The sequence below is a fragment of the Streptomyces sp. NRRL WC-3605 genome, from assembly GCF_001509795.1.
GTDB lineage: Bacteria > Actinomycetota > Actinomycetes > Streptomycetales > Streptomycetaceae > Streptomyces > Streptomyces viridochromogenes.
Genome location: NZ_LLZN01000059.1, coordinates 66,833 through 88,814 on the forward strand (window position 1 = coordinate 66,833; position 21,982 = coordinate 88,814).

The 21,982-nt window shown below is 70.1% G+C and carries 23 protein-coding genes; 5 read left to right on the forward strand and 18 right to left on the reverse strand.

Annotated features, from left to right (window positions below; all coding sequences use genetic code 11):
• Window positions 1-16 precede the first annotated feature (16 nt).
• The 14 genes from ADL34_RS19025 to ADL34_RS19080 form a co-directional block, all read right to left on the reverse strand.
• A complete protein-coding gene (locus ADL34_RS19025; protein ID WP_062669163.1) occupies window positions 17-238 on the reverse strand; it encodes a hypothetical protein in 222 nt (73 codons plus the stop codon).
• A 124-nt stretch (window positions 239-362) separates the two neighbouring features.
• Window positions 363-1,046, reverse strand: a complete 684-nt coding sequence (locus ADL34_RS19030) for a DUF6919 domain-containing protein (protein ID WP_159038947.1) — start codon at window positions 1,044-1,046, stop codon at window positions 363-365.
• 3 nt (window positions 1,047-1,049) lie between these two features.
• A complete protein-coding gene (locus ADL34_RS36145) occupies window positions 1,050-1,205 on the reverse strand; it encodes a hypothetical protein (protein WP_159038948.1) in 156 nt (51 codons plus the stop codon).
• 2 nt (window positions 1,206-1,207) lie between these two features.
• A complete protein-coding gene (locus ADL34_RS36150; protein WP_159038949.1) occupies window positions 1,208-1,354 on the reverse strand; it encodes a hypothetical protein in 147 nt (48 codons plus the stop codon).
• 79 nt (window positions 1,355-1,433) lie between these two features.
• Complete coding sequence (locus tag ADL34_RS35720) at window positions 1,434-2,078, reverse strand: hypothetical protein (RefSeq protein ID WP_062669161.1); 645 nt, start codon at window positions 2,076-2,078, stop codon at window positions 1,434-1,436.
• Window positions 2,079-2,098: 20 nt separating this feature from the next.
• Window positions 2,099-2,380, reverse strand: a complete 282-nt coding sequence (locus tag ADL34_RS19040) for a hypothetical protein (protein ID WP_062669160.1) — start codon at window positions 2,378-2,380, stop codon at window positions 2,099-2,101.
• Window positions 2,381-2,500: 120 nt separating this feature from the next.
• The gene (locus ADL34_RS19045; RefSeq protein WP_062669159.1) at window positions 2,501-3,049 is read right to left on the reverse strand and encodes a hypothetical protein; all 549 of its coding nucleotides are present in this window, start codon (window positions 3,047-3,049) and stop codon (window positions 2,501-2,503) included.
• Window positions 3,050-3,173: 124 nt separating this feature from the next.
• Entirely contained in the window at window positions 3,174-3,566 is a 393-nt protein-coding gene (locus ADL34_RS19050) for a hypothetical protein (RefSeq protein ID WP_062669158.1), read from the reverse strand.
• 118 nt (window positions 3,567-3,684) lie between these two features.
• The gene (locus ADL34_RS19055; protein WP_062669157.1) at window positions 3,685-4,533 is read right to left on the reverse strand and encodes a hypothetical protein; all 849 of its coding nucleotides are present in this window, start codon (window positions 4,531-4,533) and stop codon (window positions 3,685-3,687) included.
• A gap of 206 nt (window positions 4,534-4,739) precedes the next feature.
• Window positions 4,740-7,103, reverse strand: coding sequence for a hypothetical protein (locus tag ADL34_RS19060; RefSeq protein ID WP_062669156.1), 2,364 nt, complete (start codon window positions 7,101-7,103; stop codon window positions 4,740-4,742).
• Between the two features lie 156 nt (window positions 7,104-7,259).
• Window positions 7,260-8,705, reverse strand: coding sequence for a DUF2637 domain-containing protein (locus tag ADL34_RS19065; protein WP_062669155.1), 1,446 nt, complete (start codon window positions 8,703-8,705; stop codon window positions 7,260-7,262).
• Window positions 8,705-8,890 (reverse strand): hypothetical protein, encoded by a 186-nt coding sequence (locus ADL34_RS19070; protein WP_159038950.1) that lies wholly within the window; start codon window positions 8,888-8,890, stop codon window positions 8,705-8,707. The genes ADL34_RS19065 and ADL34_RS19070 overlap by 1 nt, the downstream gene beginning before the upstream one ends.
• Window positions 8,890-9,153 carry a hypothetical protein gene (locus tag ADL34_RS19075; protein ID WP_062669153.1) on the reverse strand — a complete coding sequence of 88 codons (264 nt, stop codon included), beginning with the start codon at window positions 9,151-9,153 and terminating at the stop codon, window positions 8,890-8,892. The genes ADL34_RS19070 and ADL34_RS19075 overlap by 1 nt, the downstream gene beginning before the upstream one ends.
• Window positions 9,150-9,437 carry a hypothetical protein gene (locus ADL34_RS19080; RefSeq protein WP_062669152.1) on the reverse strand — a complete coding sequence of 96 codons (288 nt, stop codon included), beginning with the start codon at window positions 9,435-9,437 and terminating at the stop codon, window positions 9,150-9,152. Before ADL34_RS19080 ends, ADL34_RS19075 begins: the two co-directional genes overlap by 4 nt.
• A 265-nt stretch (window positions 9,438-9,702) precedes the next feature.
• On the opposite strand from ADL34_RS19080, the gene ADL34_RS19085 reads away from it, so the two are divergent.
• From ADL34_RS19085 to ADL34_RS19095, 3 genes are all read left to right on the forward strand, one after another.
• Window positions 9,703-10,551 carry a GntR family transcriptional regulator gene (locus ADL34_RS19085; RefSeq protein ID WP_234375053.1) on the forward strand — a complete coding sequence of 283 codons (849 nt, stop codon included), beginning with the start codon at window positions 9,703-9,705 and terminating at the stop codon, window positions 10,549-10,551.
• 460 nt (window positions 10,552-11,011) lie between these two features.
• Window positions 11,012-12,409, forward strand: a complete 1,398-nt coding sequence (locus ADL34_RS19090) for a hypothetical protein (RefSeq protein WP_159038951.1) — start codon at window positions 11,012-11,014, stop codon at window positions 12,407-12,409.
• 1,562 nt (window positions 12,410-13,971) lie between these two features.
• Entirely contained in the window at window positions 13,972-14,772 is an 801-nt protein-coding gene (locus tag ADL34_RS19095) for a DUF4145 domain-containing protein (RefSeq protein WP_062669150.1), read from the forward strand.
• Between the two features lie 437 nt (window positions 14,773-15,209).
• Here ADL34_RS19095 and ADL34_RS34415 read toward each other — a convergent pair whose 3' ends face one another.
• The 4 genes from ADL34_RS34415 to ADL34_RS19110 all read right to left on the reverse strand — a co-directional run bounded on the left by ADL34_RS34415 (window position 15,210) and on the right by ADL34_RS19110 (window position 18,252).
• Complete coding sequence (locus tag ADL34_RS34415; protein WP_063892320.1) at window positions 15,210-16,433, reverse strand: hypothetical protein; 1,224 nt, start codon at window positions 16,431-16,433, stop codon at window positions 15,210-15,212.
• Window positions 16,433-16,819, reverse strand: coding sequence for a hypothetical protein (locus tag ADL34_RS19100; RefSeq protein WP_063892322.1), 387 nt, complete (start codon window positions 16,817-16,819; stop codon window positions 16,433-16,435). Before ADL34_RS19100 ends, ADL34_RS34415 begins: the two co-directional genes overlap by 1 nt.
• 144 nt (window positions 16,820-16,963) lie before the next feature.
• Window positions 16,964-17,296, reverse strand: a complete 333-nt coding sequence (locus ADL34_RS19105; RefSeq protein ID WP_199835594.1) for a hypothetical protein — start codon at window positions 17,294-17,296, stop codon at window positions 16,964-16,966.
• A 143-nt stretch (window positions 17,297-17,439) separates the two neighbouring features.
• Window positions 17,440-18,252, reverse strand: coding sequence for a ParA family protein (locus ADL34_RS19110; RefSeq protein ID WP_063892324.1), 813 nt, complete (start codon window positions 18,250-18,252; stop codon window positions 17,440-17,442).
• Between the two features lie 474 nt (window positions 18,253-18,726).
• Between ADL34_RS19110 and ADL34_RS19115 the strand changes: the two genes are divergently transcribed.
• Complete coding sequence (locus tag ADL34_RS19115; protein ID WP_062669149.1) at window positions 18,727-19,143, forward strand: DUF6292 family protein; 417 nt, start codon at window positions 18,727-18,729, stop codon at window positions 19,141-19,143.
• A gap of 78 nt (window positions 19,144-19,221) precedes the next feature.
• Window positions 19,222-21,900: a hypothetical protein gene (locus tag ADL34_RS19120; protein WP_062739799.1), complete on the forward strand. Its 2,679-nt coding sequence runs from the start codon at window positions 19,222-19,224 to the stop codon at window positions 21,898-21,900.
• The last annotated feature ends 82 nt before the right edge of the window (window positions 21,901-21,982 follow it).

Genomic DNA, 21,982 nt, shown 5'->3' on the forward strand with positions numbered 1-21,982 from the left:
CCGCCCCGGGGCGGATTCACAGGACGTCGTCGTGCCAGACGACCCTTATGGCGCCGACGTCGGCGACCGCGCCGGCGCGGTGCCGGATCGCGGTCTCGGTGTCGACGTCCTCGCGGACCTTCTCGACCACGTCGCCGTGGCAGGGGAAGGTCGATGCCGGATACGTGAACCACTGGACGCCGGTCCGGGGCTGCTCGCCCGGGACGCGGATCGGGATCGCAACCGCCCAATGCGCCATGAGGTTCACCTCCTTTTCTGCGTTCCTTCGGAAAGATCCGGGGCTGTCCCGGCTCCCCTTGCCGCCCCGCACCCGGCCGGGCGGCGCGGGCAGCCGTCAGCGCAGGACAGTGGTGGCCACGGCGTCAGCCCTCCTCGCTGGTCCGGGCCGCGCTGCCGACGGCGGGCACCCGGCTGATGACGGACTCCAGGACCTGCCACACCCGAACCCCGGCGGCGGCGCCGTACTCAGGAGCGGCGAGGGTGATCCGTACGGAGCGGAAGACGTCGTCCAGGGCGCCGGAGCCGATGCCGGGCCACATGCCGCGCAACTGGGCGCCGTTGAGGTAGCCGCCGAAGCCGGTGTGCGGCTCGTCGCCGCGCAGGGTGACGGTGATGCCCCGCTCGCCGGTGTCGACCGTGTCGGCGACCTCGACGTCGAGGCCCGCCTCGTAGGCGGCGTCGACCAGGTCGCGCACCAGGCCGGGGTCGCGGACGAAGCCCTCAACAGCTGCCTTCTGCTGCCAGATCAGTCCGTCGAACCCGACCTCGGGGTCCACGCCGGGCTGGGAGGTGACGGTGACGTACCCGGCGCGGTTGGCGGCCGCGAGGGTCGGGATGAGTGCGCGGGTCTCCTCGTCGGGGCTGCAGCCCGGCGCGTACCCGGGCCAGGAGGGGAGTTCGCCCTCCAACCACAGAGCCATGAGGTCACCGAGGTCGGCGAGGGTGGTGGCGGTCTTCCACCGGCGGTCCTGGCGGCGGCGCTCCAACAGGCGCTCCAGGAAGGGCAGTCGGCTGGATAAGCCACAGAATTTGGGTCCGTGGGCCATGGGTTACTTCGCCTTCCGGCCGCGGCGCGGCTTCTTCTCGGGGACTGGCGTCGTGCGGGGCACGACGTTCAGGGCGGGCAGACCGGTGAACGGGTCGACGGTCAGCTGCAGCTCGTCGACGTCGTTCGGGTTCGGCTTGCGGATACGGCGCTTCGGCATGGTCAGTCCCGTTCGTTGGCGTCGGTGTGGTTGTCGCTGAGCTGGTGCAGCAGGTACAGGGCGGCGAGGATGAAGGCCATGAGGGCGCCGAGTCGCAGGGACACGGCGGCCGGTACGGCGATCAACACGGCAACGGCCAGGTAGCGCACGCGGGCTCCTCTCGGGCGGGCCGGGCTGTCCGGCCCCACCGCACCCCCACGGACGGGCCGCGGGGGACGGAAGGGCAGGTCAGGCGGTGCGGCGCTCGTCGTCGTCCTTGACGACGTGCAGAGGCGGGAGCTGGCCGGAGGCGCGGAGCATGGAAATCGGGTCCAGCGGGCCGTCGGCGAGGGCGGCACGGTGCGCGCGGGCCTCCTCGATGGCGGCGGCGGCCGCGGACTGTTCGCGGGCGGCCTCGATCCTCGCGTTCGCGTCGATCTTGGCGATGGTGATGTCGGCACTGCGGTCCATCTGGAGCGCGGCCATCTCGTTGGCGTGCGCGGTGGCCACTCGGCGGTCGTCGCGGCGGGAACGGGCGATCAGGACGCAGGACGCGATGACGGCGACGATCCAGATGATCAGGGCCGGGGCGATCGGGTCGGAGTAGACGCCGACGGACAGGGCGCCGAAGGTCAGCGCCATGGACGAGAAGACGGCGCTGGCCGTCTCCTCGTCGTTCTTGGTGGCGAAGTAGCCGGAGGCGGCACCGAAGGCGAGCATGAGTCCGGCGGCGCCGGGCGAGTGCTCAGCGCCCTGGGCGTTCCAGATCCTGGCCAGGGCCAGCAGCGTGCCGGCGGCGGCGGTGGTGCCCACGTAGGCGCGGTGCTCGCTCAGGAAGTCGGCAGGGGTCTTCGGGGCGGGCATCTGGCCGGGGGCCGGGGTCTGCTCGGGCATCGGGGCTCCTCGCGGGTGGGTCAGTCGGCGGTGTCGGAGTTGGCGGCCGCGGCCCGGTCCTCGACCTGGGCTCGGTGCTCGATCAGCTGGCGGCGGACGTATTCGCGCCCGTAGCCGATGGCCTCGCAGGCCTCGGCCTGCTTGACCTCGCCGCTGTCGATCGCGGCGGCGACGTCCGCCCAGAAGTCGAACTCGGCGTCGGCCTTGCGCTGGTCGCGGGTGGTCTTCGCGGCCGCCAGGCGCTGCTGGACCTGCTGCACGCGGTGGGCTTCGGCGGCCTTCTCGGCGTCGGACTTGGGCATTGCGTCTGCTCCTTCGGGATGGGGGAGGATGGGTTCTCCTCCTGCTCCGGTCTGGAGCGGGTTCGGAGCCCGGGGCGGCCGGCTGACCTTGGCCGGGATGGCGGCCGCCCCGGGGCGAAGTCACTCGCTGAGGTCGCGGTGCCCCATCGACTCGGCGGCGGCACGGACCAGGGCGACGGTGTCGCTGAGCGCGGCCGCCTCCTCCCTCTCGCCGTCCAGGGCGTAGGCGTTGCGCAGCTTCACGGTCAGCCCGTGCAGCGCGGGCAGGACCTGGCTGGCCTGGAGGTTGAGGCGGATGTCGTCGTAGTTCGCGCCATTGGTGATGTCCTCGACGGCGTCCCGGAGAGCCGTGGTGGCGTTCCACAGGTCGTCGCCGTCGCGGCTGTCGGGGTCGATGCGGTCAGCGATGTAGTACGCGAAGCCCTTGACCAGCAGGGCGGCGCCCCACGTAGCCAGGATCAGCAGCATCGCCATGTTGGCGGTGATGGTCAGGACCGGGGCGAACTCGGTGACGTCGTTGACCGTCCAGGCGAGGACACCGGCGACGACGACACCGGCGGCGGCGGTCGGGACGTGATCGCCGATCAGGCGCAGGACGTGGGTGGTACGGCGCAGGGTCGACAGGCCGCGGCCGTTGCCGTCGGCGGAGTTGAGGTGCATCGCGGTCATGAGCGGGGTTTCCTTTCCCGTCGGTGTGCGGCTCCGGTGAGTGCCACACCCCTAGAGTGCCTACTTTTTGTAGGCCTGTCTAGCGTAGGCCTACATTTTATAGGCCCAATTTTGTTGCCGCTGGTCAGGCGACCCGGGAGGTGACCGGGACGGCGGGGGCGGGGATCGTGGCGTGGGCGGCGGCCGCGAGACGGGCGACGAGTTCGTGCGCGGCCTCGCCCGCCTCCCGCAGTGCGTCGACCAGGTCGACGTTGCCCGTGGCCGTGGCACTGGTGGTCAGGGCGTCCAGGTAGACGGCCGCGTCGTAGATGTCGCCGCGCAGGTCGACCAGGCCGGGCTGGAAGGCGGGGGCGCTGGTCAGGCTCGCCGCGCCGGCCAGGTGCTCGGGCATGTTCGCCTCGCGCAGCTGGTCGATCTGCTTGTCGAGTGCCGCAGCGAGTTCCTCGGCGCTCTCGTGCGCCCAGTTCTTCCCGATGAGGCGGGCGGCCAGGGCGGTGAGCTTGGAGGGGACGTTCACGGTGGCTCCTTCGTCGTCGGGGAATCCGGCCTGGAGGACCGGGCGTTCACGCCAACTCCCGCACTTCGGAACTGCCGGAGTTACAGAGTTCGGGAATCAGCGCGAGCGCCGGGGCGGGTCATTTGCTGGTGGTGCGGCGTTCGTCGTCGCCTTGGCGGGCGCGCTCGGTGGGGCGTTCGTGCTTGCCCTGGCGGGCGCGCTCGGCGCGGCGCTCGGCGGCCGCCAGGGCGGCGGCGGCCGGTCCGTCGCACTCGACGCAGGGGACGGAGATTCCGGGGGCGGTCATCCGGCCGGTGTCCTGGCACACCAGGCACTTCGGGCCCTTCTTGGGGGCCTGGACGCCGTAGGCCTTGCGGTAGGCGGATACCGGCGGGGTCTTCGGGGCTTTCGGCTTCGCCGGGCGGCGGGAGGCCGTAATCGGTTCGACGCCTCCGGCCTGCATGATCCAGGCCGTCCGCAGCAGGGCGGCGACCGGGCGCATGGCCTCGTTGCGCACCCGCTTGCCGACCCTCTTCTTGGTCGAGCGGACCTTGCGGCGGATCTTCGCCCTCGCCTTGCGCCGGCCGTACTTTGCGACGTCGACTGCGGCCTTGCCGACCTCTTCGACGAGGTCGATCGGCGGGGGCGGCTCCTCGCCGAACCCGGCCTCGATCAGCCACAGCCAGTCGGCCTCGTGCCGCCCGGCGCGAAAGCGGCAGTAGGCCATCCACTGCAGCACGTCCACACGGCCCTCGACCCAGGTGTGCCCGACCGGGCAGGCGGCCTCCACCACGGCGTCCACGCCGCTCTTGTAGGCCAGCCGCAGGCCGGTGTCGGCTTCGCACACCGGGCAGGCGATCACGGTCGGAATCCACGCCCGGCGCCACGTGTGCTCGGGGTCCTCGATGACATAGCGGAAGCGGCGCTCGACTAACAGGTAGTGATCACCGTCGTCGGGGCTGAGGGCTCGCCACGGGCTGATCGGCATCGGATCTCCTCCGGGGGAACAATCGTGATCTTTCGGGCGTAACAGCGGCGGAACTGAGAGGAACGTGCAGGTCAGAGCTGTGGAACAGGCCTGGAACAGGGGCCGGGAGGGGGGAACATGTTCCGGCCCGGGGCGGGGGTTCCGGCCCTGTTCCGGGCCGGTTCCCCCTCGCTGACCTGCATGTTTCCGGGTGTTCCGGAAGCGGGTCAGCTCCCGTCGGTCTCGCCGATGAGCGTCTTGAGGTCGCGCAGGCGGTAGCCCTTGACGGTCTTGGAGGCGCCCTTGGGGCGGTAGGACTCCTTGGCCCACTTCTGGCCGCGCGGGGCCAGGACCTTGTCGAGCACCAGGGCCAGGACGGCGCCCTTGGTCATCGGCTCGCCGCCTTCGGGGCCGAAGCGGTCCAGGTCCCACGACGTCGGGTCGAAGCAGTGGAGCTGGTCGAACAGCTCGTCCTCCGTCAGGCCGCTCGGGTTGCCGAGGTCCCGGTAGATCGTGCGGATCGTGCGCAGCAGGACCGGGAGCGGTGTCTCCTCCCCGTCCTCGTGCTCCCACGGCTCGCCGCCGCCGGGGTTCGGCAGCACGACGCCGGGAGCGAACGCCGCCGACTCGGCGTCCAGCTCGCACAACCCCGCCTCAGCCCGTTCAACGGCCCGGCGGTCGGCCTCCTCTTCGTTGAGGATGCAGGCCCGGTACGGGATTGGCTCGCTGTAGTCGCCGCCCGCCAGTACGTACGCCACGGACGCGTCGTTGACGGCGTCGCCCATGGCGGGCAGCAGCCGGTCCGGCCGCCAGCCCTGGGCCATCGCGCCGCCGCCGGCGATCTGCACGATGTCGTCCTTGTCGCAGGCGCACATCACCTGGACCGGGAGCTCGGCCAGCCACATGTTCGCGCCCACCCGGTCACGGGTGACGCCCTGGGAGGCGATTTCCAGGCACACATCGGACTTCGCCGAGGTGAGAATGATCTGCTTGACCAGCTCATCCAGGCGGAGCGGCTTCTCCTCGCCCTCCTCGGTCTCGGGGAAGGTCTCGCTTTTGGCCGCCATGACCAGCGCGGGGAATTCATCGATGACGATGGTGATTCCGGGTCGCTTCGGGCTGGCCTCCCAGTTCAGGCCCATTCCGAGCCGGTCGAACAGCTTCGGCCGACCCATTCCGACTGCGAGGGCCCATTCGAGAACGACCCGGGCTTCCTTCGGCGTGCGGGCGACCGCGGACATGCACTTGCGGTACGGACCGAAGCCGGAACCGTACGACCCGAGGTCGATGCCCACGATGATGCGGTCGCTGGTCGCGGTGAGCGCGTCCAGGCGGGCCCGCAGCATGGTCGACTTTCCGGAGCGGGACTTGCCGATGTAGGCCGCGCTGGTCCGCTTGCCCGGAAGGGCCAGGATGCGGCCGGACATGTCGGCGCCGAACTGCGCCTTGTGCAGCTCGTGCGTGGTGACCGACTTCGGCGCCCGGTAGGGGAGTTCCGGGACAGCCTTCCACGGGTTGGCGCCCGGGATGCGCAGCACGCATTCGTTGCGGGCCTGCTTGGACTGCTGCAGGAGCGCCGAGTTCGTGCGCACGCCCGGCAGGCAGGCTTCCAGCAGGTCCAGGTTCGCCGACAGCTTCTCCGGGGTCTGGTTCTTGAGCACGATCACGATCTCGAAGCCCCAGCTGTGCAGGCGGACCTGCAAGGAGTGGACGGCGATGCCGACGTCCTTGGTCAGCGCCTCGTGGAGCATCGCCTCGAACGCACGCGGCGTCATGCCCATCTCGAACCGGTCCGGCAGACCGGCCTCGGTGCGCTCCAGCTCCTCCAGCTCCTCCGGCGACATGTCCGGCTGACGGCCGGCACGGGCCAGGACCGCGAGGTTGACCAGCACGCCCGCGCCCAGGCCGATCAGGCCGTCCATGAAAACGAACCCGGCGGCGTCGATCCCGGCCATCGGCAGGTAGGCGGCGGCCGCGCGCTGGAAGAACTTGCTGCGGGCCGTGGAGGCTGCCGTCGTGGCCTGGACCAGGGCCATTGAGGAGTTCTGCTGCGCGACGTCGGCGGCCTTCTTCTTCGCGTCCCGCTGGAGCAGCGCGAACTGGGCCCGGCGGGCCGCGCGCTCCGCTTCCCTCGCGAGCATCTCGGCACGGGCCTTGGCGGCGGCGGCGTTCTGCCCCTCGACCCCGCGCACCCAGCGGTGGATGCGCATGCCGCCGCGGACCGTGGTGGGCACCACGCCGCGCGGCGTCCGCTGCCGCGCCACCCACCGGCGGATCCGGCGCCGGGCCTGGCGCTGGACGTACACGCGGCGGGCCGTGCGCCCCTCCGGGGTGCGAAGCGCGGGGCTGATCCACGGTGCGTCGCCCTCCGGGTCCTCCCCCAGCTCCCACTCCCTGGCGGTGAACACCTTGCCCTCGACCGGCGCGGGCGCCTCGGGCTTGGTCATGTCGACGCGGGGCGCCGGCGCGGGGGTCTGTGGCGCCGGGGTGTCGGAGACCTCGGGCGTGCTGTCGGCGAAGGGCAGTCGGATCACCTTCGCGACCGGCTCGCCGTTGCCGTTCTTCGCCGTGCGCTCGTCGGTCTCGTTCATGCTGGTCTCGCCTCCTCTTCTGGGGTGGTGGCGAGACGGGGACGGCCATCGTCTTGGTCGGTGAGGGACCGGCCCCGTCTCGCTCTGTTCAGTTGGTCCGGGAGTCTGTGAGCCTGGGAGTTACGGACTTACAGACTCTGGTTTGCGCGGCGTGTGTCAGCTGGTCGCGGCGAGGTGCAGGACCGGGTCGCCGTTGTGCTCGCGGTCGGCTTCCTTGATCCGCGCGCGGCACCAGGTCTCCCCGCGCACCATCCGCATGTTCTTCTCCGGCACCTCCTTCTCGAAGTACCGCTGCACGTCCCGCCAGCCCGTCTCCTGGCCCGCACGCAGCCGCGCGAGGACCCACTCGCGGGCCGCGTTCTTCTCGGCCTCGGCCTGCTCCGGGGTGGCCGCGCGAGCGGTCTCCGAAGCCAGCGCGCGGGCCGCGCGGGACTGCTTCGAACCGCCCTCGTCAACGGCCTTCTGGCGGCCTCGCACGGAGGGGGGGTTGTTGGGTTTGACCTGCTCCTTCGCGGCGTGCGTGCGGGCCGCGCGCGGGCCTTGTGCGGCCTCTCCAGCGGGGACCCCGGCACCCTTTTCGATCTTCGTGGCAGAGGTCTTCGCGTGGTCCGCGCGCAGAGCGTTCGCGGGGTCCGTGAGGATCTTCCCGATGGCCTCCGGGTTGATCATCCAGCCCTTGCCGGCGGGCACCTCGCGCACCGGCTCGACGGGCGCGTCGAACATCGCGAGCGACGCCGTGGGCCTCAGCTCGTCGTGCTGCTCGACCAACCCGGCGACCTTGTCCGCGCGCTTCCCGAACCGCTTGAGGATGCTCCTCTTCACGCCCGGCTCGGCGCCGTGTTCCTGGCGCCACGCACGGTCCCACGCCTCCCCCTTCGACAGGGGCGGGATCGTCGCGGTGCGCAGCCACATGGCCCGCCAGGTGACACGCGGGTGGGTGATCCTCCGCAGCAGCGCGAGACGGATCTCCTCCGCGTTACGACCGCTGGCCGCGTGGCTCTGGGAGTGCATGTAGATCTCCCAGACCGCCACGCCGAAGAGGCTGGAGGCGGCGAACACGATGGCGAGCTGTGGCTCGTCCGCGTGGTGCCAGGCGTTCAGCGCGGCCGCGACCGAGGCGAACAGCCAGGTCATCACCGTGTAGAGGCCCGCGGGCTTGTTGTTGGCGACCGCCCACTTGCGCAGCCACGCCATCGCCCACGTCGCGCCCTCGATGAAGACGGGCACCATCAGCGCCAGCACCCAGATCACACCGAGGCCGACCACCGCCGAGAACTGCCCGGGGAAGGCGAACGTGATGCTGGTGACCACCACGGTCATCACCCACGGCAGCGGCTGGCCGATCGCGGCGGCGAGCCGCTCGTTGCGGGCCTTGCGGGCAGCGGCCCGCTTCTCTCGGCGCTTGGCCTTCTCCTCCAGCCGCTTCGTCTTCGCCGCCTGCTTACGCAGCCGCTTGCGGTCGGCGGCCTTCTCGCGCTCCTCGGCGATCTGGATCTGCGTCAGGGCGTTGGTCTTGCGCCCCTCCGCCTCGGCGTGGGTGGCCGCCGCGCGGGCCTTGACCTTGTCCATCTGACGGCGGCCCTCGTAGGTCGTCGTCTCCATCAGCGAGTCCTTTCCTGGCCGTGCCCCTGGCGGGCGCGGGTGACGCGGGCGATCGGGTCGGAGACGTGGAGGGAGGTCAGGACCTCCCAGGAGTCGAAGTCAGCGCCGGTCCAGTCCGTCATGTCCGAGGACTGCGGGACGGTGGTGGCCTGGCGGCCGCGCTGCGGGGTGGTCGCGGTCTGCATCACGCCGCCTCCTTGTTCCGGAAGCCGCCCGCCACCGTGTGGAAGGCGGGGGAGGCGAGAGCGCCCGGCGGGGTGAGGACGGCGTCCAGGGCAATGACCACGAGGGCGATCAGCACCATGCCGACGCGGGCCATGACGCCCAACTCGATCCCGACCAGCCAGGCGCCGCCGGCCAGCGCGGCGAACAGCCGCACCCGGCCCAGCATCACGGGCAGCAGGGATAACAGGACGGCCAGGCGGGGGTTGGAGGTCGTGAAGTTCATGCGGCCCGACCACCCTTCGCAGCGCTCAGGGCGGCGGTGCCGCGTCGCGGCATCAGCACCACGTTCGCCGGCGGGCGGACGCCCAGCACTCGGCGCAGGTGCTCGATGTTCTCGCGGTCGATGTCGTTGTCCGGGTCGCTGGTGTCCACCAGGAACTCCACGTAGGCGGCCCGCAGCTCGGGGGACGCGGCGCGGAGGGCGGCGAAGTCACTGCCGAAACCCATCGCGGCCTCGATGTACTCGCCCTCGCTGCCGACGATGCGGCCTGCGACGATGGTCTTCATAGGGTCGTGCCTCTCTACTCGGTCGGCCCTTGCGCGGGCTCTCCGGCTTGGCTTCCAGGCGCGGCCGGAGGGCCCGTTTTTGACATGGCTGTGCCCTTGGAAGAGGGCTTTCAGGCTTTCGCCGGTTGAGTTGAAATCTAGGTTTCTTCCGGCTGATCTGATGACACACTACCCAGTGAGGGATGTCAAGAACCTAGATTTCAACTGCTTCACCGACACGCTAGACAAGGCCTCGAATCGACGTTAAACCTAGATCTGTCTTAGGGTGATCGCCCAGGACATCTACGACGGGGAGACAAGCACTCCAATGACGGGCCCTAAGACGCCGAAGTGGCGACAGCTCGCCGACGAAGTTCGGCGCCAGATCGAGGACGGCACGTACGCGCCGGGTGCAGCACTGCCCCAGCTCAAGCCTGCTGCCGAAACAGCAGGGGTCTCCTACGAGACGATGCGCGCCGCCTACAAGGCTCTGGAGTCAGAGGGGCTGGTGCGGAGCGTCAAGCGCACCGGCTTCGTGGTGCTTCAAGCCCCGGGTAGACGACGCGTAACTCGGGGGACAACCGTTGCCAGGGACCCAGCCCGCGGCTACGTGTTTCCAGCGGTCTCCCGCCCTGACGAGCCTTGGGAGGTTCACGGACGCCCATTCCGTGCGTTCGTCCCGGCCCCCGATCAGGTGGCCGAGCACTTCGGCCTCTCGGCTGGGACGAAGACGCTTCGCCGTCGGCGAGTGACTTCACCTGCCGGCGAGCCGCCCTTCCAACTGGTCGATACCTGGCTCAGCCCCGACGCTGTAGCCGACGCCCCCCAAGTCGCCGAACCTTCGACGGGGCCAGGGGGCTACTTGGACCGGCTGGAAGAGGCAGGGCACGGTCCCATCTCATGGTCAGAGACCGTCCGGGTCCGCATGCCCGATCGGGAAGAGGCTCAGCTACTCACCATCTCAACGGCTATGCCCATCTTGGAGACCACGATCGTTGGTGTCTCCGCCAGGACTGAGCGCCCCATCGAGGTCACCGTCCGTGTGATCCCCGGGGATCGCGTAGAGCTGTTCAGCGAGCTGCAGCGGGCCCGGTCCGCCCGATGGCCGGTCACTGCGGTCAAGCCGAAGAAGTAGATCGTCGTCGTCGGCCACGGCCGACGTTCACCCGCCGGAGACGGCACAGGCCAGCAACAAAAGGTGTGTCCACCCGTTGGACAGCAAGGCAGGGAGAGGAAGATGAGGACCGTGACACGCCAGCAGCCCCCGTAGAAGGCCCCACAAACGCCGCGACGGCCGCCCCTTTGCCACGAGGGAACGGCCGTCTTGAGTCGACTCGCCACCTTGCAGAGCTACCGAGTCGTACGTCGGCGGTAACGCCGGGCACCAGACCACACGGGCCCGGGTACCGATATCAGAATAGCCAGACCCGGCCGCACCAAACAGCCACACGTGCGCCGCGTCACCTATCTGGTGATGAACCCACCGTCGTACGGCTCCCCGATACCAGGGGAGACCCCAGCACGATGAGCACCATCGCTCGACCGCCCGGCACGGACACCGTGCCGGCCTTCGCCGCCCCGAAAGGGGGTGCGCGTTGAGGAAGCGTTCAGGACGGCCGCCACGGTTCGCCGCCGTCCCCAATGAGACCGTAGACGACTCGGACAGCCTCGACCTGGAGGCCTTGGGCCTGCTGACCGTAGTCCTGCGCCACCAGGACGGCTTCGAGATCACCCTGCACGAGATCGCCGAGAAGTACGGCTACGGCCGGGACGGCCTGGCCGGCGCCTGGGGCCTGCTCCAGGTCGCCCGGTACGTCATCAAGGTGAAGATCCAGTGGGCCGGGGACAACCAGTGGTCGACCGAGGTCGTCGTGTATCCCACGCCCGCCACGGACGACGAAGTCCAAGAACTGCTGGACAGCATCGCGCGCGAGCCGAACGTGCGGATCGTGAAGGTGGAGCCGCCGACGAAGTCGGCCCGGGAGCGGGCAGCGAAGCACCTCGCGAAGGTGGAGGCCAAGCGGAAGAAGAAGCGGGAGCGCCGCAAGCTCGACTTCGAGGTGCCGGGCCAGGCTGCCGAAAGCGGTCGGGGCCGGAATGTCCGTAGGGGAGAGGATCGGGGGAGCGGAGCCGCCGGCGCGGCGGCTCCGGCTCAACCGCCCCGGAAGTCGGTGGCGCCGAAGAAGCCGACGAAGAAGAAGGAGCCTGGCAGGCGGCTGACACAGTCTGAGGCGGCCGCGGTGAAGCTCGTGGAGACGGCGTTCCCCGAGCAGCTGCGTGCCTTGCTTCCGTCGTACCGGCCGCCGGTGCTGCGGGACGCGATCCTGGACGCTCTGGATTCGCGTACGGCGGACGTGCTGGCCGAGCGGGTGAAGCGCCGGTGGTGGAAGCACGGCTACGAGGAAGCGGCCATGCCGGGCGGCAAGGGCATCGGCTCGGCGATCGGCGTCGCGGTCGCACTGGTTCGCCCGTCGACGGACTGCCCGGAGCCGATGTGCGAGGACGGCGTGATCCTCGACTCCGGGGCGGCGTGCCGGGGGTGCGAGCAGCGCAAGGAGGACCGGAAGCGCCCGGTGCCCGCGCAGCGCGGCGAGCCCGGCGAGGACCAGGGCGGCGGAGTCCCGGCCCCGCGCCGGTGGAAGTGCCACACCTGCCACACGCCGGGCAAGACCGGCGTGGAGGCTCCCGAGGACGGCCTGTGCGGCCCGTGCCGCAAGGAGGAGCAAGAGGCGCACAAGGCGACGGCCCGGCTGCAGGAGAACCTGCGGCGGGCGGAGGCTGAGCGCGAGCAGCTGGCGCGCGAGCGGTGGAACGAGCTGCTGGAGGATGCCTACCGCGAGCACGCCGAACGCGAGCAGGAGGCCTCTAAGGAGCGCGAGCGTCGGAAGGCGGCGGAAAAGAAGCGGCTGGCGGACGCCGAGGAGCGGCGCCGTCTGCAGGAGCAGATCGCCCGGGAGAACCCCGAACTGCTGGCCTACTCGCAGACCGCCTGACGCAGGTCAGGGAAGGCCGCACCCCACCGCCGGGGTGCGGCCCCTCAGCATGTCCGAGTCCGTGACTCTGCGAGTACCGGACTGCCGGAGTGCCGGAATCCGGCGGCCCTGGCCGTGCGCGATCCATACGCGTGCACGACCGGACGGCGGCCAGGGCCTGCTCGACGGCTCGTGCGGGTCTTACCCGACGCCATACTCGTGGCCCAGGGCCTGCAGCGGGTGTGCGAGTTCGCCGATGTCGACGCTGCGGGCGAGGTGGCCGTACCGGTCGTAGACCCGCGTCCAGCGGATCTCAGCGCGGTGTCACATCCCGGCCCCTGAACCGCCCTTCGAACCTCTCTATCGAAGCGTTTTCCCAGGTCAGACCCGACACCCGGTTTTTCGGTTGTCGGGTCTGACCTGCGTAAATGGTTCGTTTCCGCAGGTGGGACCCGACAACAGGGTTTCCCGGGCCCCGGGGAAGGCCGGTGTCCCTTTAGAAGACTGGGGTTGTTAGAAGACGAGAGAGAACACAAAAGCGCCTTGCGGCGCGTGCGCCGCTGGTGACGCCCGGAGGGCTAAGTAACCGGTAGTAGCGCGCGAGCGCGTCCGAGGCGGCTCCGCCGCGACCGATGGCGCCGCGGCGCCAGACAGTTCCCCCCTCCCCATCGAGATCCATCGGCCGGCCGGTGGCCACCAGCTCGCCCGTCACCAGGCAGGCGTGGGCGGGCAACCTTCCCCTCTCGTCTCCCTAACAGGCCCTTGCGCCCGTCCCTCACTGTCCCTCTCTCCCCTGGTACAGGGGATCGTGGCACCCTCACCGCCGTGGCCGGAGGCGACCCCCTCACGCTGAAAGCGCAGGTCGTGACCGCAACTCCGACGAGAGCCGCGGGGTGATGGCGGGCGAAGCGACCGGCTGGCGCCGGTCCAGGGCGCAAGGGCCTGTTAGGGGTAAGAGGAGGGTGGCGCGGACCCGTCACAGGTGGGGGCTGAGGCCGGGGCCCGGGTGACGGCCCCTCGTGGCTTGGGTGATGACGGGCCCGCGCCGTGGGTGGCCGGGCTGAGTGCGCACGCTCAGGCCAACCCATAGAAGGGACGCCCTACGGGCGGCGACCACAAAGAGACGGCGGTGCGTCCCTGTGCGCCCCTGTACGGCTCTCAGGGCTTGATCGGCACTCCCGGGCCTCCACCCCGGGAACGGAGCTCCTGGCGCCATGCAGAGGTGTTCTCGGCGGTGTTCTGTGGCGGGCGTGACGAGCGGTTCCGCAGGAACGCGGACCCTGCCCTCCCCCGTTGGGCGTCGTTCAGGCGGTTCGCCGGCGGCGCCGCGGCCAGCCACTACTGCAAGCACGTCACCCCGCACCCGGTCGACGACTTCGACTGACGCCGGGTACCGAAAACGGAAGTCCCGGAGTCTGTGACTCCGGGACTTCGGCATATCGGGACTCCGGCACTCACGGCCTCGATCCGGTGAAGCCGCCTGCCTAGGCTCGGCAACGCCCCCGGTTGACTGGGAGCAACAGACCCGCAGGGTCGAAATCCCCGTCTCGTAGGGGCTGTTGCCGCTGGCACTATGTGACGTCATGACAAGCATCTTGAACCGGGATCTTCGGGCCATCTCTAAAGGTCTCTCAGGGGACCACCTGGAGGACTGGCCCGCCATCCCGTGCCCCACGTGCACGCGAGGCGTCCTGCTCCCGGACCCCGACTCCTTTGTGTCTGAGGAGTCGGCCACCAGCCGGGCCCTGGTGAACCACGAGGCGTGGGAGCCGGAATGGATTCAAGGTGGCTTCCACGGCGTTCTCACGTGCCGGAAGGAGACTTGTGATCGCGTGCGCGTCATCGGGGAGATGAGCGTGGACTACTCAAGTCGGCACGGCGAGCAGTACGAGATCTACTGGACGCCCACCCTGTTCCTCCCGGCGCTGCCGCTGCTCGAAAACCGCGAGCTCTGCCCACCGGAGGTCGGGGTGCGGGTGGACGCCGCAGCCAAGATTCTCTGGCTCGACCCCAGCGCTGCCGCGAACAGGATCCGGGCGGCGGTCGAAGCCCTGATGGACGACAGGGGCGTCATCCGCCGGCAGCTCAACAGCAAGGGCAAGGTAGTCCGACTCGACCTCGACAGGCGTATCGCGATCTTCAAGAAGGCGCTGTCGCAGCACGCGGATGCTGCGGACCTGCTCCTGGCCGTGAAGTGGATCGGGAACGTGGGCAGCCACGAGGACGTTCTCCGGGTTCCCGACGTCCTGGAGGGGGTCGAGTTCCTGGACCGCGCGCTGTCTGAGATCTACGGGACAAGCCCCGACGACGTGAAGAAGAGGGCAGCTGAGGTCACCGCTCGGCGCGGGCGCCCGCAGGCCTTCTCCGTCGAAGTCCCCTTCTGACCTGGCTGTCGGCAGGCGCGCCAGAAACGGGGTGCCGGAGTCCGTCACTTCGGAACTGCCGCGTACTCCGGCTGTCCGGTACTCACGGACTCGCCCTGTCGTCACCGAGCGCCCGGGCCTGCACCAGTCCGCGGTCCGCGCGCTGTACGAGCGTTTGGACCGGCTCCAGTCCGCGGCCGCTCCGGCTGGCGAGGCGTCGACGGCCGCGCGTCTCCCTGAGCCTTCTCCCGGCGCCTTCCCCCGTGGGCCCGGGCGACGACGAAGCCCCCGGCGGTTGCTCCTGCACCGAGCGCCGCCGGGGGCTTCTCCACGGCTGCAGGCCATGGCCGCAGCAGTGGCGTCTCTTCCGTAGTACCGGAGTACCGGAGTTCCGGACTACCGTAGTACCGGAGTGCGGAACTCCCGTACTACGGGATTGGAGAGTGTGGCCTCCGAGGTCATCCGGCTTGGGCCTTGGAGGGGCGCCCCCACCCGGCGGCCCTCTCGATCGCATCGAGCAGGGCTGGCTCCCACCCGGCAGCGGTCAGGTCGGCGGTGTCGGTAAGACCGACCTCGACCAGCGCGGACAACTGCATCGCGTGCTCGATGCCCTCAGCCCACGCCGCCCGCAGAGCTTTGCGGCAGGCCACTCGCGCTTCGAGTTCCTCGGTGGTGTCCGGCTCGCCGGAACGCCGCACAGAGGCAAGGACGCGGCCGCACTCGGTGACCTCTTCCAGGAGGACGGCCGCCTGTTCGGCGTCGGGCTGGCGGGGCGCCGGTGAGGTCTTCGGGCTGACGCCACGGCGCAGCTGTTCCATGCGGGTGGGCAGGGGAACCCATGAGGGTTCGCCGGCCATCTGCACGTTGGTCTGCGTGACAGCCCGGGTCCATGCCCGGTAGAGGCCGCGCGGCTCCAGAGGAGTCCCGGACGGGACGGCGTGCTCGCCGCGGTGGTTGGGGTGCAGGGAGACCCACAGTGCCGTGGTGGTGCCCTGCACGCGCTCCATGAGTGCGTGCCGCTCGGTGAGCCAGCGACGCAGGGCCGCCCGGGACAGCCCTGACAGAACGGCCAGTTCGACGTAGGCCTCCGCCTCGCTCCAGCCCTGGGGCCTGCGCAGCGTCCGGACCTCTTCGAGTGACGGCGCCAGGTCGTCGAGCCGCCACGCGCACGCCTCGCCGGAGCGGGCTCCGCTGTCGGCGACCATCGCGCCGATGGCGAGCATCCGGATCTGCCCCGGCGAGGCGGCCTGGTCGGCGGCTTCCTCCAGGGAGGCCCGCAGCAGGGAACGGGCCCGCTTGGGAACGGGCTGCTTGCGGACCGGATCGGGCTGCGGTGGCAGGTCGGCGCACACCCCTGCAGCCTTCGCCAGGAGCGCCAGGACCTCGATGCGAGCCTGCCGCGAGTGGTCGCCGCTGGCGGGTGAGGCGGACCGTCGCACTCGCAGGTCACCGCGGCCCGCCAGCGCGAGGTAGGCCTCGATGGCTTGGCGCTGGAACAGCGGTCCGGCTTCGGCGCCGGCGTCGAGCGGGTGCTCGGCGTGGGCGAGAGCGCGGCCGTACTCGCCCGCCACCCACCGCACCTGGCGGGCGCGGGACTCGGAGATGCCCTCTTCGCGCGAACACACCTCTGCGGCGGCCGCGCGCAGCAGGTCCGGGCCGGTGAGGCTTTGATCGGCGCCCATCAGCGAGCCCTTCCGCCGATGGCGGGCCGTCGTACGGCCTGCCGCACACCGCGGTTCGCCGGGGACCACGAGAGCGCGGTGCCGCCGTGGTACTGCCGGAAGACGGTGTCCTTGGCCAGGCGGGCGGCCGCACCGATCTCCGCCCAGGTTGCGGCCTTGCCCTCCGGGCGGCCCTCGCCGCGCAGGGCTCGGCCCGCCGTTTCGTGCGCGGCGCGGCCGGCGGCGTCGGCGACGAGCATCATCAGTTCGAGCTGGAGCAGGGGATCGACCGCGAGGCCGACCGCCGTGGCGAGCAGCTGCACACGGTCGGCCGGTGCCGTCCCGCTGGCGTTGGCCTGCCGGACGAGATCGGCGATCTGCTCGGCCATCATGTCGACGTTGTCCACCCGAGTCCTTCCGTTGTTTCGACACAACGAACAGCGGCAGCCTAGTGCGGATGCGTTGTGCCGACACAACCAACGGGCGCAGTTCGGCGTGAACTGCGCCCGTTTGGCTGAAATTACAGACTCCGGAACTGCCGGACTACGTGACTACCGGGCTTCCCCGTTCACTCCAGACCCCTCCAGGCCGGTGCCGTCCTGGGCCGCTGCGGCTCGACGCCGGGGCAGGACGGACTGCAGCAGAGCCTCTTCGGTGTCTCCGTGGAGCCGGTGGGAATGCCCCTGCAGCAGCAGGTCGACCGCGACCCGGATCAGCGTGTTGTCGGTGATGATCTCCGACTTGTCACGGCGGCGGGAGCTTACGTGCCGGCGCAGCTCAGCAAGCTCGGTGAGCTGGTCGGAGCGCAGGCGGGCCTCCTTGCGTTCCAGCGTCGTCCACTTCGGATCTCCGGAACTCTGAGACTCCGGGACTACGGGAGTCACAGGCTCCGGAACTTCGGAAGTCTGCGACTCTAGGCTCAGCCCTTCTCGGCCGAGGAGGGACTCGACCTCGGGAACGAGCGGCTTGCGGTCGCTGTCGCTTATCTCGGATGTGGCGGGGACAACGGACCGCGACCTCGGCGGTGTCACGCGAACTCCTTGATCATGCGCTGGGCGGCGAGCTTGTAGACGTCCCGCATCTCGTTGGACCGGCTGCCGAGGTCCGCGAGCGGCAGAGCCTCGTCGGCGGCGTCCTTCACGATGGACCGCCTCGGGATCGGTTCCCAGACCCGGTCTTCACCGAAGATGCCCGGGAGCGTCTTGAGGTGGTGAGCGTGACCGGCGAGACGGCCGTCGACCATGGACGGGATGGCGGCCGCGAAAGCCAGATCCGGATTGCCCATCTCGGTGCGGTTGATCTCGCTCGCGATGAAGTCGCGGAAGCGCACGGCCCCGTCGACGCCGTCGTACTCCGGTTCCACCAGGGCGACGCCCCAGCGGGCGGCGGCCAGGGCGAGCTGGGTGAGATGCCCCAGGGAGGGCTGACAGTCGAACAACGTGAAGTCGTAGTCGTCATCGACGCCCTGCAGGGCCCGGGCCAGACGTCCACGCGATCCGATCACGGCGGCCTCGGAGATGCGGTTCTCCAGGTCGAACCGCGAGGGGATGATGTCGATGCGCTGGGCGTAGATCCCGTCCCATCCGCACGGCACGATCGCGTCGGCGGCCGCGCCGACCTCACCCGACTTGATGACCTCGGCGGTGGTGACGAGCGGCTTCTCCTTGCGGTAGGGGCGCCCCATCCTGCGCGAGACGTTCGCCTGCGGGTCGACGTCGACCACCAGGACCCTGCACCCCTCTTCGGCGAGCGCGGCCGCGACGTTCGCCACCCAGCCGCTCTTGCCGACGCCGCCCTTGTTGTTGCCGGCTGCGACACGCTTGCTTCTGCGCTGCGGCATGAGTCTCTCCTTCCTCGATCCGGGACTCTGCAACTCCGGCAAATCCGGAGTCTGTGACTTCGGCAGTCTGGCATTCTCCCTGAGACACCCGACGGTGAACTGCCGACGTCGCCGTTTCACGCACCCGCCGCCGGCTGCACCCCTCGGGTTGAGCACCAGCGCGAAGTACCGGAGTGCGTGAGTCCCAGAGTCAGCGACTCCGGAACTGACGTACTTGCAGACTCACAGAGTTCGGCATTGAAGCCGTGCTACAGCCGAAGCTCACTCTCATTGCGTGTGGCGAAATGCCTGGTCGGAAGGGGTGCGGAATTGCGACTGCAGGAGCCAGGGGAGCACTTCTGCGCCGTATGGTCATCGGGCATGGATCACGCGCGCCGCTGATCCCTCGCGCGGGTTGAGCCCCCGTCGTGCAGGTGCGGCCGTGCAGGACTCGGGTCGCGCCGCCCGAGTTCTTGGGTCAACGGGGAGGACGTTATGACCAGTCGCACCGATCACCAGCCCTACGTCCAGGCCGTCGTCACGGAAGTCGCAGGCATCGGCCTGACCGTGACGGGGCATGCCGTCTCCGCACGCCCTCCGGCCGTGCGCAAAGCCGTCATCACCCTGGCGCCGCCGGACAGCGGTCCGTACGCCGACGAGGACGACGACCTCGAACTGGTCTGGGACGAGGCATACGGCTGGGTGCTCTACCTGCCGGCCCAGGCGGGGGCCAGCGACTGGTTCATGGGCGAGGACCTGGTGCCCGCGCCCGCCCGAGTCGCCCGCTGGGCCGACATGGTGCTGGCGAACCCGGGTCTGACTCCGAGCAAGGAGGGCGGGCCGCAACGGCTGCCCGAGAGCGACGACGAGGCGTTCGAGGCGCGCCTGGCGGCCTTCGTCGCGTCGGCCTGACGCACTCGCTGCCCTCCCGACCGCCCGGCGGGCCGTCGACGCTGAGGCTGCGCCGGGCCCCGCAGCTTGGAGAACGACATGCCCAACCCCGTCGAAGCCCCGGCCACCCCTGCCCCCGAGCCCGCCCCGGAGGGCCGCCTCGGGCCGATCGGTCGGGCCCGCGCGAGCCTGACGGCGATCGAGACCCTGCTCCGGCTGCGCGAGGACCAGACCACTCCCACCGAGGAAGACCTCTCCGCCCTGCGGCACTGGCCCGGCTGGGGGCCGCTCGCCCCGGCCCTCGCGGGAGACCGGGAAGGAACCTGGGCGGAGATCGGCGAGGAACTGCAACGCCTGCTGTCGCCTCGCGAGTACCGGCAGGCCGAACAGGGCACATCGACCGCCTACTACACCCCCGACCGGATCGCAGAGGCCTGCTGGACTGCCCTGCAGGATCTGGGCTTTCGCGGCGGCCGCGTCCTCGAACCCGGCTGCGGCGCCGGCACCTTCATCAACCACACGCCCGACCGGATGCCGGTCGAGTGGTACGGAGTCGAGCGCGACCCGACCACTGCGGGCATCGCCGCCCTGCTGCATCCGAACGCGAAAATCATCAACGCCCGGCTCCAGGACGCCGGTCTGCAGACGAACTCGGTGGACGCCGTCCTGGGCAACGTGCCCTACGGCAACTTCCAGGTCCACGACAAGACCGCGCCGAAAGCGGTCACCGACTCGATCCACAACTACTTCATCTGGCGCTCGGTGCAGGCCCTGCGCCCTGGCGGCGTCGCCATCCTGCTGACCTCCCGCTACACGATGGACTCCGCGGACGACACGGCCCGCCGCGCCATCGCCAAGCACGCCGACCTGCTGGGCGCCGTCCGGCTGCCCAACGGTGCTCTCGCCGAAGGGGGGACCGGCGTCCTCGCCGACATCCTCATCGTCCGCCGGCGCGACACCGACGGCCCGCTGGACGACAGCTGGATGAAGGTCAGCGAGGTTCCGGAGGTCCCTGGCCAGAGCGTCAACAACTACTTCCTGGAGCACCCGGAGAACGTGCTCGGCACGTTCGAGGAGGGGCGGGCGGCGAGGTACGGGCACACCCTGGCCGTGAAGGCGCCCGAGGGGCAGGACCTCGCGGTTGCCCTGGGCCGGGCCTTCGACGGCATCACCGCGGCGGCCCGTTCCGAGGGCCGCGACTGGCGGGTCGCGGTCGGCGCGCAGCCGTTCACCGAGGACACGCTGCCCTTCCCTGTCCGTGAGGACGGCCGGAAGGAAGGTTCCTTCCACCTCGTGGACGGCAAGCCGCATGAGGTGATCGACGGGGAGCTGGTTGCGGTCGCGCGCGCGGGCAAGGAACTGCCCAAGCTCATCGCGCTGCGCGACGCCACGCTGAAACTGATCGAGGCGGAGACCGACCACGACACCCCCGACGTGCAGCTCGATCCGCTGCGCGCCGAGGTGAACCGGCTGTACGACGCCTACGTCAGGGCGCACGGCCCGATCAACCGTTTCACCCTCGCCGAGGGCGCGGTCGACGAGGAGACGGGCGAGAAGGCGGTCAGCCGCCGCTACCCGCGTCTGGGCGGGTTCCGACGCGACCCGGACTTCGTGTCCGTCCTCGCCCTGGAGGACTTTGACGACGAGACACAGAAGGCGGACAAGGCGCCGCTGCTGCTGCGCCGGGTCAACCGCCGTATCGAGCGGCCGATGTCGGCGGAGACGCCGGAAGAGGCGCTGTCGCTCTGCCTGAACTTCAAGAACAAGGTCGACGTCCCCACGATCGCGCAGCTCCTGGGGATCGAAGAGGACCAGGTGCCCGGTGCGCTCGGGGACCTGGTCTTCCCCGACCCCGACAGCGGCGAACTGCTCACCCGCGGTGCGTACCTGTCCGGGCCGGTCGTGGACAAGCTGGAGCGCGCCGAGTTCCTGCTGTCCCAGGGCCGCGACGATCTCCAGCGGCACGTCGACGCCCTGCGCGAGGTGCAGCCCGAACCGCTGCCGCCGGAGGACATCAAGGCCAAGCTGGGCGCTCCGTGGATTCCGGTGGAGGACGTCACCGCCTTCGCCGAGGAGATGCTGGGCGTCCGGGTCGACATCATCCACGTGGCCAAGACGGCGACGTGGAACGTCGACATGCCGATGACGATCCCGGAGGCCGCGACCAGCGAGTGGGGCACATCGCGCGTCAACGCCTTCGAGCTGCTCGACCTCGCGCTGAACGGGCAGGCACCGAAGGTCTACGACACCTTCCACACGCCCGACGGCGGCTCGCGCAGGGTGCGCAACGACAAGGAGACGATGCTCGCGGAGTCGAAGATGACGGCGCTGATGCGCCGCTTCGCGAGCTGGGTGTGGGAGGACCCGGACCGGGCGGACCGCCTGGCCGCCGACTACAACCGCATCTTCAACAGCACGATCCTGCCCAAGCACGACGGCTCCCACCTGACGGTCGACGGCATGGACCCGGAGTTCAAGCCGTACGAGCACCAGTGGGACTTCGTCCAGCGCGTGCTGAGCGCGGACGAGGGCTCGCTGTGCCCGTACCCGGTCGGCGCCGGCAAGACGGCCACGATGTTCATGACGGCGGTCAAGCTCAAACAGCTCGGCCTGGTCAACAAGCCGATGATCGTCGTGCCGAACCACCTGTTGGAGCAGATCTCCCGGGACGGCAAGAAGCTGTTCCCGAACGCCAAGATCCTCATGGCGGGCAAGAAGGACCTCGCCGACGCACGCTCGCGCATGCTGTTCGCGGCCCGGTTTATCTTGGGTGTCTGAGTTTCTTCAGGCACGTGAGGTAAGTGGGGTAGTTCTGCACTTGCCTTAACAGTATCCGAGGGGTGTCAGGCAAATTGGCTAT